The 13417-nt window shown below is 65.8% G+C and carries 14 protein-coding genes and 1 pseudogene; 7 read left to right on the top strand and 8 right to left on the bottom strand.

Annotated elements, in window-relative coordinates:
- Positions 1-39: 39 nt before the first annotated feature.
- Both AC0J42_RS03530 and AC0J42_RS03525 read right to left on the bottom strand, forming a co-directional pair.
- Positions 40-756, bottom strand: a complete 717-nt coding sequence (locus tag AC0J42_RS03530) for an ArsR/SmtB family transcription factor (protein ID WP_416422277.1) — start codon at positions 754-756, stop codon at positions 40-42.
- A gap of 454 nt (positions 757-1210) precedes the next feature.
- Positions 1211-2125 carry a LysR family transcriptional regulator gene (locus AC0J42_RS03525; RefSeq protein ID WP_473005259.1) on the bottom strand — a complete coding sequence of 305 codons (915 nt, stop codon included), beginning with the start codon at positions 2123-2125 and terminating at the stop codon, positions 1211-1213.
- Between the two features lie 99 nt (positions 2126-2224).
- Between AC0J42_RS03525 and AC0J42_RS03520 the strand changes: the two genes are divergently transcribed.
- Both AC0J42_RS03520 and AC0J42_RS03515 read left to right on the top strand, forming a co-directional pair.
- Positions 2225-3238 carry a zinc-binding alcohol dehydrogenase family protein gene (locus tag AC0J42_RS03520; protein WP_416422275.1) on the top strand — a complete coding sequence of 338 codons (1014 nt, stop codon included), beginning with the start codon at positions 2225-2227 and terminating at the stop codon, positions 3236-3238.
- A 160-nt stretch (positions 3239-3398) separates the two neighbouring features.
- On the top strand, positions 3399-3578 hold the full coding sequence (locus tag AC0J42_RS03515) for a hypothetical protein (protein WP_416422274.1): 180 nt from the start codon (positions 3399-3401) through the stop codon (positions 3576-3578).
- Here the strand turns inward: AC0J42_RS03515 and AC0J42_RS03510 are convergent.
- Together AC0J42_RS03510 and AC0J42_RS03505 are read right to left on the bottom strand one after the other, a co-directional pair.
- Entirely contained in the window at positions 3572-4756 is a 1185-nt protein-coding gene (locus AC0J42_RS03510; protein ID WP_416422273.1) for a multidrug effflux MFS transporter, read from the bottom strand. The genes AC0J42_RS03515 and AC0J42_RS03510 overlap by 7 nt on opposite strands.
- Before the next feature lie 90 nt (positions 4757-4846).
- Entirely contained in the window at positions 4847-5038 is a 192-nt protein-coding gene (locus AC0J42_RS03505) for a heavy-metal-associated domain-containing protein (protein ID WP_416422272.1), read from the bottom strand.
- A gap of 149 nt (positions 5039-5187) precedes the next feature.
- Here AC0J42_RS03505 and AC0J42_RS03500 point away from each other — a divergent pair, with 149 nt between their 5' ends.
- The 3 genes from AC0J42_RS03500 (at position 5188) to cueR (ending at position 8244) form a co-directional block, all read left to right on the top strand.
- Entirely contained in the window at positions 5188-5577 is a 390-nt protein-coding gene (locus tag AC0J42_RS03500; protein ID WP_473005258.1) for a hypothetical protein, read from the top strand.
- 71 nt (positions 5578-5648) lie between these two features.
- Positions 5649-7832, top strand: a complete 2184-nt coding sequence (locus AC0J42_RS03495) for a heavy metal translocating P-type ATPase (protein ID WP_473005257.1) — start codon at positions 5649-5651, stop codon at positions 7830-7832.
- Positions 7833-7842: 10 nt separating this feature from the next.
- On the top strand, positions 7843-8244 hold the full coding sequence (gene cueR, locus AC0J42_RS03490; RefSeq protein ID WP_416427530.1) for a Cu(I)-responsive transcriptional regulator: 402 nt from the start codon (positions 7843-7845) through the stop codon (positions 8242-8244).
- 12 nt (positions 8245-8256) lie between these two features.
- On the opposite strand, the gene AC0J42_RS03485 is transcribed toward cueR, so the two are convergent.
- Together AC0J42_RS03485 and AC0J42_RS03480 are read right to left on the bottom strand one after the other, a co-directional pair.
- Positions 8257-9150, bottom strand: coding sequence for a PA4780 family RIO1-like protein kinase (locus AC0J42_RS03485; RefSeq protein ID WP_416422269.1), 894 nt, complete (start codon positions 9148-9150; stop codon positions 8257-8259).
- The gene (locus AC0J42_RS03480; protein WP_416427611.1) at positions 9128-9454 is read right to left on the bottom strand and encodes a hypothetical protein; all 327 of its coding nucleotides are present in this window, start codon (positions 9452-9454) and stop codon (positions 9128-9130) included. The genes AC0J42_RS03485 and AC0J42_RS03480 overlap by 23 nt, the downstream gene beginning before the upstream one ends.
- Between AC0J42_RS03480 and AC0J42_RS03475 the strand changes: the two are divergent.
- A pseudogene (locus tag AC0J42_RS03475) lies at positions 9357-10487 on the top strand (cache domain-containing protein); the annotation flags it as partial. The gene AC0J42_RS03480 and the pseudogene AC0J42_RS03475 overlap by 98 nt on opposite strands.
- Positions 10488-10625: 138 nt before the next feature.
- Positions 10626-11393 carry a methyl-accepting chemotaxis protein gene (locus tag AC0J42_RS03470; RefSeq protein ID WP_416427529.1) on the top strand — a complete coding sequence of 256 codons (768 nt, stop codon included), beginning with the start codon at positions 10626-10628 and terminating at the stop codon, positions 11391-11393.
- Positions 11394-11455: 62 nt separating this feature from the next.
- Here AC0J42_RS03470 and AC0J42_RS03465 read toward each other — a convergent pair whose 3' ends face one another.
- Both AC0J42_RS03465 and AC0J42_RS03460 read right to left on the bottom strand, forming a co-directional pair.
- On the bottom strand, positions 11456-12436 hold the full coding sequence (locus tag AC0J42_RS03465; protein ID WP_473005256.1) for an autotransporter outer membrane beta-barrel domain-containing protein: 981 nt from the start codon (positions 12434-12436) through the stop codon (positions 11456-11458).
- 152 nt (positions 12437-12588) lie between these two features.
- On the bottom strand, positions 12589-13377 hold the full coding sequence (locus tag AC0J42_RS03460) for an AraC family transcriptional regulator (RefSeq protein WP_416422267.1): 789 nt from the start codon (positions 13375-13377) through the stop codon (positions 12589-12591).
- Between the last annotated feature and the right edge of the window lie 40 nt (positions 13378-13417).

Below are 13417 nucleotides of genomic sequence, written 5' to 3'. Positions count from 1 at the left end.
CGACAGCTCTGGGCTGCGGGCGCCGTGGCGGAAAGTGAGCTAAATCACGTCGGGCAATGCCGCCTCACAGGCTATCTTGCCGATCTCGCGCACGCCCGCCTGGGTCACCTGCAGCACCCGGGTCTCGTCACTGATGCGCAGCCACCCCGATTGCAGGAACAGCCTGAGTAGGCTGGCGCCCAACGCGCCACCCAGGTGCGGTCTACTGTTGCTCCAGTCGCAGCAGGTGCACACGGCATGGTCCTGCTGGCGCGCCAATGCCTGCAGATAGATGCCCTGAGCAGCCAATTGCTCTATCCCCTTCTGCGTGACTTCCAGGCGACGATCATGCTGTTCCAGCCAGGCGGCCTCGAGCAACCGCTGCAGCAGTTCGGCGGCCAGTTCGCCCCCCAGGTGGTCATGGCACAGGCGCGCCCGGCGCATGGACGGCGGCGTCGGTGGCAGACTTTCCAGCGCCAGCCCGGTCGGTATATCCGTGCGCCCCGCCCAGACGCTGGCCAGCGCTTCCACGGCGGTGCCGACCTGCGGGGTTGCCAGGCGGAAAAAGCGCTTGCGCCCGCGTGCCTCCAGTTTCAGCAGGCCGCCGGCGGCCAGGCGGGCCAGGTGGGCGCTGGCCGAGGAAGGGGTCAGCCCCGCGAGCCTGGCCAGTTCTTCGGACCCGCGCGCAGAGCCGTCGATCAACGCCCAGATCATGGCGCTGCGCTTGGGGTCGGCCAATAGCATGGCGATTTGGCTGATGCTCGGTGCAAGTTCCATGTAATAACTCCCTGTCGAAACATTCGTCTATTTGACCGCTGAGGTCAGCGATCACTGAAACAGCTCCAACGAAAGAGGTTACAAGTGCCAAAAGCCGATAAACTCCAGACTATTATGTGAGCAAGTTATTCACAAAAAAGGCTGCCGCTCAAATGAACGAGGCACTCTGCTCCAAGGCTGTCCTCTCTCGGTGGCAATGGCTGCCCAGTTATTATAATCGTACGAATTTGTACAACTAGGTATAAGACACGAAACGCCTTCGGTGGGTGCGCTGTGTAGGCAGACCAGAACAATATTGCATCCGGAAATAAACCCGTTGAAACTTGCGCCCGCTGATTCACAGGTGAGTAATGGCAACGCTTTCCTCGGGTGGAAGCAGCACACTTGTTTTATTGCCTGGTAGTAAATACCTACAGCACGAGTGCAAAAAGCTGGCAACAGAAGTCTACTTTAACTACGCCCGCGGATAACTTCTGGACAGTCCAGTACATCCTTTTCGCAAGGTATCGCGCAACAAGTTGACCGACTTGCTCAATTGCGCCCGGTGCCCGCACAACAGGTTCAATGGCGTGCGCTCACCCACCAGGTGTGGCATCAGCACCAACAGCCGCCCTGCCAGCACGTCCGCCGCCACGTCCAGCCAGGACTTGTAGGCAATGCCAACGCCCGCCAGTGCCCAGCGGCGCACCACGTCGGCGTCGTCGCTGAAGCGATCGCCGGTCACGGTCAGGGCCAGCTCGCGCTTGCCGTCGCTGAAGCGCCAGTGGTCATGCACGCGGCCGGCCAGCATGAACAGCAGGCAATTATGCTGTGCCAGTTGCTCCACCTGAAGCGGCTGGCCGTGGGCCGCCACGTAACCGGGGGACGCGCACAGCACGCGGCGGTTGTCGGGGCTGATGGGCAACGCCACCAGGCTGGAGTCTTCCGGTTCGCCGTAGCGCAGGGCCAGGTCCACGGGCTGGCGGAACAGATCGGCGATACGGTCGCCCAGCAGCAGCCGCACCGACAACCCCGGGTGCTCGCGCTGCAGGTCGTCCAGCCAGGGCAGCAGCACGTTGCGGCCGAAGTCCGAGGGTGCCGACAACTGGATCACACCGCTGACCTGCTCCTGGCTGCGCGCCAGGGCCTGGCGCCCTTCCTCGAGGCTGCCCAGCGCCGCCCGCGCATACTCCAGGAAATGCTCGCCCTCGGCGGTAAGGCGCAGGCTGCGCGTGGAGCGCGCCAGCAAGCGTGCGCCCAGTTGCGCTTCGATGCGTTTCAGCGCCGCGCTGGCCACGGCGGGCGACAGGTCCATGACCCGCGCAGCGGCGGACAGGCTGCCGAGGTCGGCGGCGCGGACAAACAGTTGCAGGTCATCGAATCGCAGCATGGCCATTATCAACAAAATATTGAAAGAGCCTGTGCTTTTAGCCGGTTTTACCCCGTTTGAAAATAGCTAATCATGGGCACACATTTCTGGAGAGCTACCATGAAAGCCATCGCCTACTACGCCTCGCTGCCGATCACCGACCCGCAATCGCTGCAAGACATCGAACTTCCCGCGCCGCAGCCCGGCCCGCGCGACCTGCTGGTAGAGGTCAAGGCCATCTCGGTGAACCCGGTGGACACCAAGGTGCGCCTGAACATGCCGCCCGAAGGCGGCAACCCGAAGGTGCTGGGCTGGGACGTGGCCGGCGTGGTACAGGCGGTCGGTACCGACGTCAGCCTGTTCAAGCCCGGCGACCGCGTCTACTACGCCGGCTCCATCGCCCGCGCCGGCGGCAACAGTGAGTTGCACACCGTGGATGAGCGCATCGTCGGGCGCATGCCGGCCAGCCTCGGTTTCGCCGAGGCCGCGGCGCTGCCGTTGACCGCCATCACCGCCTGGGAGCTGCTGTTCGAGCGCCTGCAGGTGCAGCCGGGGCATGTGGACGCCGGGCAGAGCCTGCTGATCGTCGGCGCCGCCGGGGGCGTGGGCTCGATCCTGACGCAGTTGGCCAGCCAACTGACCGGCCTGACGGTGATCGCCAGCGCCTCGCGCCCTGAAACCCAGGCCTGGGTGCGCGAACTGGGCGCCGACCACGTGCTGGACCACAGCCAGCCGCTGAGCGCCGAGCTCAAGCGCCTGGGCCTGGGCCCGGTCACCCACGTGGCCAGCCTGACCCAGACCGACCAGCACCTGGCCGAACTGGTGGAAGCCCTGGCGCCACAAGGCCGCCTGGCCCTGATCGATGACCCCAAGGCGCTGGACGTGGGCCTGCTCAAGCGCAAGAGCCTGTCGCTGCACTGGGAGTTCATGTACACCCGTTCGCTGTACGAGACGCCGGACATGATCGAGCAGCATCACCTGCTCAACCGCGTGGCCGAGCTGATCGACGCCGGCACCTTGCGCACCACCGTGGGCGAGCATTTCGGCCGCATCGACGCGGCGAACCTGCAACGCGCCCATGCCCTGCTGGAAAGTGGCAAGGCGCGTGGCAAGATCGTGCTGGAAGGCTTTTGAGGTAATGCCTGTGGGAGCTGGCTTGCCAGCGAGCTTTTGAAGAACAACTCGCTGGCAAGCCAGCTCCCACGACCGTCAGTCCAAAGGTTGCGCTGAATCAATCCACGCCGCGTGGGCAGCGCTACACTTGAGGCCTCTGACCCTGCGGAGGCATTCAGCCATGAAGATAGTGCTTACTGAACTGGCAAGGGAACACGGTAGCCAATGGCAGGTACGCCTTGATCAACATGTAGTGACCTTTCGTACCGAGGCCGAGGCCCGGGCGTTCATCGACACCCTGGAATCCCGGCTGGCAGCCCCCCACCGGCTGCCTTATCGCCAACAACGCGTCGCTCAGTGAGCGGGGCGCGAGCGCCGCAGCCACTGGGTCACCAGCGCCAACATCACGGCCAGCAGGCCACAACCGCTGATCACCAGGGCCATGGGAATGGCGCTGCCGTCATACAGCGCGCCCACCAATGAGGCGGAACCTGCCGCCACGCTGAACTGCAGGCAGCCCAGCAGCGCCGAGGCACTGCCGGCGCGCGCGCCCTGGCCGTTCATGGCACAGGCCGAGGCGTTGGGAATGATGCAGCCCAGGCTGGCGATGCAGATGAACAGCGGGATCAGCAGCGGCCACAGTTGCGTGGTGTGCAGCGCGCTCACGGCCAGCAGGCTCAGCGCCGCAGCCAGGTAGACCCACACCGCTCGCGACAGCATGTGCGCCGGGCCGCGCTTGGCCAGCAGGCGGGCGTTCACTTGGGCCACCAGGATGAAGCCGGCGGCGTTGCTGCCGAACAGCCAGCCGTAGTGCTCCGCCGGCACGCCATAGAGCTTGATGAACACGAACGGCGACCCCGCCACGTAGGCGAACATGCCCGCCATGGCGACGCCGCCGGTCAGGGCGTTGCCCAGGAACTGCGGGTCCTTCAGCAGGCCGAAATACCGGCCCAGGGCGCCACTGAGCGGCTGGCGCGGGTGGTGAGCAGGCATGCTTTCCGGCAGGCCCAGGGCCACCGAGAGCCCGGCCAGGGCGCTGAACGCGGTCAGCAGCAGGAAGATCCACTTCCAGCCCAGGGTGTTCACCAGCAACCCGCCGAGCATCGGCGCCAGGATAGGCGCCAGGCCCATCACCAGCATCAGCTGCGAGAACACCTTGGCCGACCCTACCGCATCGCACTTGTCGCTGACGATCGCCCGCGACAGCACCATCCCCGCGCAACCGCCCAAGGCCTGGATGAAACGCGCGGCAATCAGCCACTCAAGGCTCGGCGCAAACGCGCAGGCCAGGGACGACAGGGTGAACAGGGTCACGCCCACCAGCAGCGGCACGCGACGGCCGAAGCGGTCGGCAATCGGCCCGTAGGCCAGCTGGCCGATGGACAGGCCGAGGAAGTACACCGCCAGGGTCAGCTGGATGTGCTGCTCGTCGGTGCCGAAGGCCTGAGCCATGGCCGGGAAGCCCGGCAGGTAGAAATCGATGGCCAGCGGCCCGAAAGCGCTGAGCGCGCCGAGAATAAGGATGGTTCTGAGGTTCATCAAGGATCCAGTGTGGGTGCTGCGAACAGGGCAACGGTACAGTTTAACCGCTCTGGATCCCGTGGGGCCAAAACCGCGACGCTATGTCACTCAAGCCACGGTGTAGCCTTCTTCCTTGATCGCCTCGACGATGGCGGCCTGCGGTTGCTGGCTTTCCACCCGCACCTTGGCGTTGGCCAGGTCGACCTCGACCACGGCGGCCGGGTCCAGGGCTTGCACCGCCTGGGTGACGGCGCGCACGCAATGGCCACAGGTCATGCCTTGAACGTTGAACTCTTGCATGGTGATGCCTCCTGAAGGTGATGAAGGTATAGCTTCAACCTTGCCATCATGACAAGGTCAAGTTCTGGCGTTGCCTGCCGGGGTGGAAATTAACGGGCGCGTCCGCCAAGCTTGGGCATCGAAGATTTCTACCGCAGGAGAAGTGCGCCATGCGCAGGTCCATTTTCCGCCTTCTGGGCGCCCTGGGTCTGTTGACCCTGTCGCTCGGCGCCTACGCCGAGAGCATCCAGGACTACAGCGTCCTGATCGTGTCCCGTGAACGCCTGGAGGTCGGTACGCCGTGCGAACTGAGCATCTACATCGGCGATAACAAGGTCGGCCGGTTGTTCCAGGAGCAGGAAGTATCGTTCAACCTGCCGCCGGGCAAAGTGGTGGTGCGCCTGATGCAGGAGCCTGGCCAGGTGGGCGGTTGTGCCCCGGGGTTGCCGGCGCCCAACGCCACCGCCATCGAGCTGCACGCCGGCGCGGTGCAGAAGTACCGCATCGCCAACGGGCCGAACGGCCTGTACCTCAAGCCTGCGCCCGAGGACCAGTACTGAGGTTGCCTGACGCTTGACCTTGCCAAGGTGGCAAGGTTGATTCTAGGGTCCTCTGCCAAGGAGGACTTCCCATGTCCAACGCCCTTACCCTCGAACTGCCCATCAGTGGCATGACCTGCGCCAGTTGTGCCGGCCGGGTGGAACGCGCCCTGAATAAAGTGGACGGTGTGAAGCTGGCCAGCGTCAACCTGGCCAGCGAGCGGGCCCACGTCGAGCTGGTGACGGCCATGGACCCGGCCATGCTGGTTGCCGCCGTGGCCAAGGCCGGCTACAGCGCCAGCCTGCCCGACGCACCGCCCGTGGACCCGGCCAAGGCGTTGCTGCGCGAACGTCTTGCGCTCATCGCCGCCCTGCTGCTGGCCCTGCCACTGGTAGCGCCCATGCTGGCCCAGCCGTTTGGCCTGGACTGGATGCTGCCAGCCTGGCTGCAGTGGGCGCTGGCAACCCCGGTGCAGTTCATCCTCGGCGCCCGTTTCTACATCGCCGCCTTCAAGGCGGTGCGCGCCCGCGCCGGCAACATGGACCTGCTGGTGGCCCTGGGCACCAGCGCCGGCTACGGCCTGAGCCTGTACGAATGGGCGCACACCCCGGCGGGGCACATGCCGCACCTGTATTTCGAAGCCTCGGCGGTGGTGATCGCCCTGGTGCTGCTGGGCAAATACCTGGAAAGCCGCGCCAAGCGCCAGACCGCCAGCGCCATCCGCGCCCTGGAACAGCTGCGCCCCGAGCGCGCCACCCGCCTGCGCGACGGCGTGGAGCAGGACGTGGCCATCGCCCAGCTGCGCCTGGGTGACCAGCTGGTGGTGCGCCCCGGCGAGCGCTTCGCGGTGGATGGCCAGGTGCTGGAAGGCCGCAGCCACGCCGACGAATCGCTGATCAGCGGCGAGAGCCTGCCGGTGCCCAAGCAGGCCGGCGATGCGGTGATCGGCGGCGCCATCAATGGCGAAGGTCGCCTGCTGGTGCAGGCCACGGCCCTGGGCGGCGAAGGCGTGCTGGCGCAGATCATTCGCCTGGTGGAAGACGCCCAGGCCGCCAAGGCGCCGATCCAGAAGCTGGTGGACCGCGTCAGCCAGGTGTTCGTGCCCGCCGTGCTGGTGCTGGCGCTGCTGACCCTGGCCGGCTGGTGGCTGCACGGTGCGCCGCTGGAAACCGCGATCATCAACGCCGTGGCCGTGCTGGTCATCGCCTGCCCCTGTGCCCTGGGCCTGGCCACTCCGGCGGCGATCATGGCCGGCACCGGCGTCGCCGCCCGCCGCGGCATCCTGATCAAAGACGCCGAAGCCCTGGAACGCGCCCAGGCAGTGACCCGCGTGGTGTTCGACAAGACCGGCACCCTCACCTCCGGCGCCCCGACGCTGGTGCACTGGCAGGCGCTGGGCATTGCCGAAGCCACGCTGCTGCAGTGGGCGGGCAGCCTGCAGCGCGGCAGCGAACACCCGCTGGCCAAAGCCGTGCTGCAGGCCTGCGCCGAGCGCCAGCTGGCAGTGCAAACGCCTGCCGACAGCCAGGCCCTGGCCGGCCGCGGCGTCAGCGGCACGGTGCAGGGCCGGCACCTGGCGTTGGGCAACCGGCGCCTGCTGGAGGAGGCAGGCCTGAACAGCGACGGCCTGCCGGCCCAGGCCTGGGAAGACGAAGGCCGCACGCTGAGCTGGCTGGTGGCGTTGGGCGATACCCCGCAGGTGCTGGGCCTGCTGGCCTTCGGTGACAGCCTGAAACCCGGCGCGCGCGAGGCCGTAGCCCAGCTACAGGCACGGCACATCAGCAGCCACTTGCTGACCGGCGACAACCAGGGCAGCGCCCGGGTCGTGGCCCAGGCGCTGGGCATCGATGATGTGCACGCCCAAGTGCTGCCCGCCGACAAGGCCATCATGGTTAAACGGCTGACAGCGGATGGCGTGGTAGCCATGGTCGGCGACGGCATCAACGACGCCCCCGCGCTGGCCGCAGCCGACGTCGGCATCGCCATGGGCGGCGGCACTGACGTGGCCATGCAGGCCGCGGGCATTACCCTTATGCGTGGCGACCCACGGCTGGTACCGGCAGCGCTGGAGATCAGCCGCAAGACCTACGCGAAAATCCGCCAGAACCTGTTCTGGGCGTTTGTGTATAACCTGATCGGCATACCGCTGGCCGCTTTTGGCCTGCTCAACCCGGTGCTGGCCGGCGCGGCCATGGCGCTGTCCAGCGTCAGCGTGGTCAGCAACGCGCTGCTGCTGAAAACCTGGCGCCCCGGCGGGCTGGATGACAAGGAATGAAAGCATGAACATGAACATCGGCCAGGCGGCCCGCCACAGCGGGCTGAGCGCCAAGATGATCCGCTACTACGAGGCCATCGGCCTGCTCAAGCCGGCATTGCGCACCGACAGCGGCTACCGCCTGTACCAGGACGATGACCTGCACACGCTGGCGTTCATCAAGCGCTCGAGGGACCTGGGGTTTTCGCTGGAGGAAGTGGCGCAACTGCTGACCCTGTGGCAGGACCGCGGCCGCGCCAGCGCCGACGTCAAGGCGCTGGCCCATCGGCACATCGACGACCTGAACCGGCGCATCGCCGAACTGACCGGGCTGCGCGACACCTTGCAGAACCTGGCATCGCACTGCCAGGGCAACGACCGCCCGGACTGCCCGATCCTGGCGGACCTGGCGTCGGGCGGCTGCTGCAGTTGAAAGGGTAACCTTTTACTGCAACCAGGGCGGTGGCGGTTCCTCGGCCTTGGACGGTGGCGCGTCGTCGGCGCTGCGGGCCGCCTGGCGACGGGCTTCGTCCAGCCGCGCCGCTTCGATCTCGCGCATCACGCTGTTGACGTCGGCCACACTGTCGTCGTCGGCAAACTGGCCGGTCAGCACGCTGGCCGGGTGCAGCTTGCCTTCCTCGTACAACGCCCACATTTCCCGCGCATAGCGGGTGTCGCGCAGTTCCGGGGCAAAGCGGCCGAAGTAGCTGGCCATGTTGCCCACATCACGCTCCAGCATGCTGAACGCGTGGTTGTTGCCCGCTGCATCCACCGCCTGGGGCAGGTCGATGATCACTGGGCCGTCCGGGCCCAGCAACACGTTGAACTCCGACAGGTCACCGTGCACCAGGCCGGTGCAGAGCATCAGCACGATCTGGCGAATCAGGAACTCGTGGTATTCGCGCGCCTGTTCGGCGTCCAGTTCCACGTCGTTCAACCGTGGCGCCGCGTCGCCGTACTCGTCGGCCACCAGCTCCATCAGCAGCACGCCTTCGAGGAAATCGAACGGCTTGGGCACCCGCACCCCGGCGTTGGCCAGGCGGAACAAGGCGGCCACCTCGGCGTTCTGCCAGGCCTCCTCGGCTTCCTTGCGGCCGAACTTCGACCCCTTCGCCATGGCCCGGGCCTGGCGGCTGTTACGCACCTTGCGGCCTTCCTGATACTCGGCCGCCTGACGAAAACTTCGTTTGTTCGCCTCCTTGTAGACCTTGGCGCAGCGCAGTTCCTTGCCACAGCGCACCACATAGACCGCCGCTTCTTTACCACTCATCAGTGGGCGCAGCACCTCGTCGACCAGACCGTCTTCGATCAGGGGTTCAATGCGTTTTGGAGTCTTCATCAGCTTTTATTGTGGGTCCTTTGTAACCAAACACGCGGGAATGCAATGGTTCGGCGGCCATCCTCTCATAGTGGCGGCACAATGCCGACTTTTCCGGAGCAAAGGTAATGCCAGGCATTGCCGGCACCGCTATCAGCTGAAGCGTTTGACCCCAGCACGGCTGAAAATTCACCTCAACATTTTGGTATACCAGCCGACAATGCTCGATGCAGGCTCCAAAAAAACCAACGCCTGCCGCGCACGTTTTGTTTTCGATGAACTGCCCCTTTTTATATAAAAAAGATTCTGGAGCACGGATGAACATCAAACAGAAACTGACCTGGGCCTTCGCGGTGATCGCGTGTCTGCCCATTGTCCTGGTCGCCACCCTGGTCATCTTGAATCTGCGCAGCGATGCCAGGTCCAACTTCGTCGACGGCAGCAGCCGCGAGATCCGCCAGGTGGCCAACGCCATGCAGCTGTTCTTCGAAGGCATCAGCCAGAACGTCGATTTCCTGGCCAAGCACCCGCTGGTAAAAGCCGCCGACGCCAACCTCAAGAGCTACCAGGGCGCCGACGCACCGAACATCCCCATGGGCGAGCAGGACAAGCAACTGTTCGACTTCTTCGCCAGCCTGGCCGCCACCCACCCCAACTATTCCTACGTGTCCTACGGTACCAGCGCCGGTGGCTATGCGTTCTGGCCGGGCGACCCGAAAATGGCCAACTACGACCCGCGCCAGCGCCCCTGGTACAAGACCGCCATGGCCAACCCGGGCAAGACCCTGCGCACTTCGGCCTATTACTGGGCCGGCGACGACGCCGTGCTGGTCAGCACCGTGCGCGCCGTGGCCAACCAGCTGGGCAGCCAGGGCGGCGTGGTCAACATCGACGTCTCGCTCAAGGGCCTGACCGAAATCGTCAAGCAGATCAAGCTGGGCGAAAGCGGCTATCTGATGCTGATGGAGCGCGACGGCACGGTGCTGGTTGACCCCAAGCAGCCGGAACACAACTTCAAGGCGCTGGGCAGCCTGGGTGAGGGCTACGCCGAGCTGGCCAAGGCCGGCCCTGGCCTTGTCGAAGTACAGATCAACGGCGAGCGCTACATGGCCAACGTCTGGCCGTCGGAGCAGCTGGGGTGGACCTTCGTCGGCCTGATCAAGCAGAGCGAGGTGATGAGCGGCGCCACCCAGCTGACCTGGCTGATCGGCGGCATCGCCGCCGTGCTGGCGCTGATCTTCGCCGTGGTGGGCGCCAGCTTCGCCACCCTGATCGTGCGGCCGATCCGCAGCGTGGCCAGCGGCCTGGAAGGCATTGCCCAGGGCGAAGGCGACCTCACCCAGAACCTGGCCGTGCGCGGCAGCGACGAAACCGCGCAACTGGCCAACTGGTTCAACCAGTTCCTGGGCGCCATCCGCAGCCTGATCCAGAGCATCGGCGGCGCGGCGACGAAAATCCTCGCCAGCTCCAGCAGCTCCACCCAGGTGTCGGCGAACATGGCCGACGCTGCCGGGCGCCAGCGCGAGGCCGTGGACATGGTCTCCACCGCCTTCCACGAAATGGTCGCTACCGCCAACGAGGTCGCGCGTTCGTGCAGCCAGGCCGCCGACTCCGCCGACAGCGGCCAGCGCCAGGCCCGTGAAGGCCAGCAGCAGATCGACGCGGCGGTGAACAGCGTCGACCGCCTGAGCCACGAGATCGAGCAGTCGGCGCAGTCCATTGCCCAGCTGGAACGCGACAGCAACGACATCCAGTCGATTCTCGGCACCATCCGCTCCATTGCCGAACAGACCAACCTGCTGGCGCTGAACGCCGCCATCGAGGCCGCCCGCGCCGGCGAGCAGGGCCGCGGCTTTGCCGTGGTGGCTGATGAAGTGCGGGCGCTGGCCAAGCGCACCGCCGACTCCACTGCCGAGATCGACGGCCTGCTGGGCAACCTGGCCCAGCGCACCAGCCAGGTGGCGCAGCAGATGCACGCCAGCCTGGAAGTGTCGCAACAGTCGGTGGAACGCATCGGCCAGGCGCGCGCCAGCTTCGGGCAGATTCGCGAGTCGGTGGACGTGATTCGCGACATGAACACCCAGATCGCCACGGCGGCCGAGGAACAGCACCAGGTAGCCGAGGACATCAACCGGCACATTAGCCAGATTCACGGGGATGCGCAGTTGGTGGCCGAGCTGGCCAACACCGCGCGTAGCGATTCCCAAAGCCTGGCGGGGTTGTCGAACGAACTGGATGCGCTGGTACGCCGGTTCAGGACGTAAAGACGCGGCCTTCGGCCGCTGCTACGCGGTTCGTAGCAGCGGCCAAAGGCCGCGTCACAGACTCAAAACGCATAGCGCATGCCCACGTTCAGCCCGTAGGGCTGCTCGACGCGCTTGCCACTGGCGTATTCGACATCGGCGTTGAGCTGCACCCGCTGTGACACCTGGGCGGCCAGGCCAACGCCGTACTCATAGCGCCCACCGGCCAGGTCGTTGCGGTAACGATCAACGGCCACGAACACTTCATTGGTATCGGCAAACTCCCGCGCATACGCCACCCGTGCATACGGCTGCATGGCGCCGCCCCGCGTGGTTTCAAGCTTGCGGCCTACCTGCAGGCCGGCCTTGCCCTGCATGGAGTGGCTGTTCTCGGCGTGGGCATCCAGGCCGTAGTTCAGCTCGTAGTCCTTGCCCTGCACGGCAACTGCCGCCATCTGCCCGAATGGCTTGACGTACCACCCCTCATCCAGCGTGATGACTTTGCCCGCCTCCACCGAAGTGCCCAGCGCCAGGTTGCGATACTGGCCCTTGATACGGTACTTGCCATGGCTGGATTTCAGGTCGTTGCGCAGCTGGTTGGCCTTCACCAGGCCGTCGACGTAGTAGCCCTGCTCGTTCATCCAGGTGCCGTAGGCGCCCAGGTAGTAGCTGGACAGGTAGGCACTGTCGGGGCCTTTGATGCTCAGCAGCGAACGACTGTAGCCGCCCATCAGCCCCACCCGCGCCTCATCGCTGAGGCTGGCGTCGATGCCCAGGGTGAAGCCGCCCTGGCGCTGGGTGTAGTCGGCGCCACTGGTGGGCGAATAACGCGCCTTGCTGTTGAGGGTGCGCACCCACAGGCCTTCCTGCCCGTCCTGGTTGCGCAGTTCATCGAAACGCCCGCGAACGCCGGACAGTTCGCCGTACCAGGCCTGGGTGTCGGCGCTGGCGGTGGCCAGCATGGCGTGTTCGCCCCAGAAGAAGGCTGGCGGCGCGGCTTGCGCCGCCTGGCTCAACGCTGCTGCGCCGGCCGCCAGTATCGCGAGGGAAAAATACGTGCTCATGTTCAACCTTCCTTAGTTGTGATTGCCGTTGGCCAAGACAAACTACGGAGGTCTGCAGCATCTGCATTTAGGACAGGGCCGACGTGCGGCGCGGGAAAGGTCTGACGTTCAAGCCTGGGTCCTACAACCCCGGCGTGGGAAAACAGCCGCGGCTACCTGAACAGCTCGCCCGGGGTGATGCCGAACAGGCTCTTGAACGCGGCAATGAACGCCGACGTGGAGTCGTAGCCACAGGACAGCGCCGCAGTGGTCACGCTGTACCCCTGCTCCAGGCTGTCCAGCGACGACAGCAGGCGCATGCGCTGGCGCCAGCCGCGAAAGCTCAGGCCGGTCTCGCGCTGGAACAGGCGCATCAGGGTTTTCTCCGAGGTGCCCAGGCGGCTGGCCCAGTCGCTGAGGGTGACGGCCTGTTCGGGGTTCTCGATCAGCTCGTTGCACAGCCCCAACAAACGCGGGTGGCGCGGCAACGGCAGCGAGAAGCCCACTTCAGGCAGGCTGGCCAACTGGTCCAGCAGCACCTGGGCCAGGCGCGCTTCGGCGGTGTCGCCCTCGGGGTAGTCCACCGGCAGTTGGCAGAAGCCCTTGATCAGCTCGCGCGCCAGCGGTGTCACCTCCAGCACCCGGCAGCGCGGCGAGGCCCAAGGGGCGTCCTCGCGGCGCACGTACAGGCTGCGCATCTCAGCGCGCATGGAGGTCACCACTTCGTGTTCCAGCCCGGCGGGAATCCACACGCCCCACTGGGGCGGGGCGAAGAAGCTGCCCTCGGCGGTGTGCACGCCCAGCACGCCACTGATGGCGTAGGAAAACTGCACCCAGTCGTGGCGGTGGCGTGGGGTCCAGGACCCCGCGTGCAGGCTCTCGGCCCTGGCATAGAGCGGCCGGGGCAGTGCCAGCAGCTCGGGAATGCGGCGGGGCAGGCCGGTTTGTCCGTTAGTCGGCATCGATTGGCCTTGTGTCGCAAGACGGCAGAAGATTGCTCAC

The organism is Pseudomonas sp. Tav-5-1A, from assembly GCF_055755055.1.
Note: the sequence above shows the minus strand (reverse complement) of the source record. Positions and strands in the feature narration are given on the sequence as shown.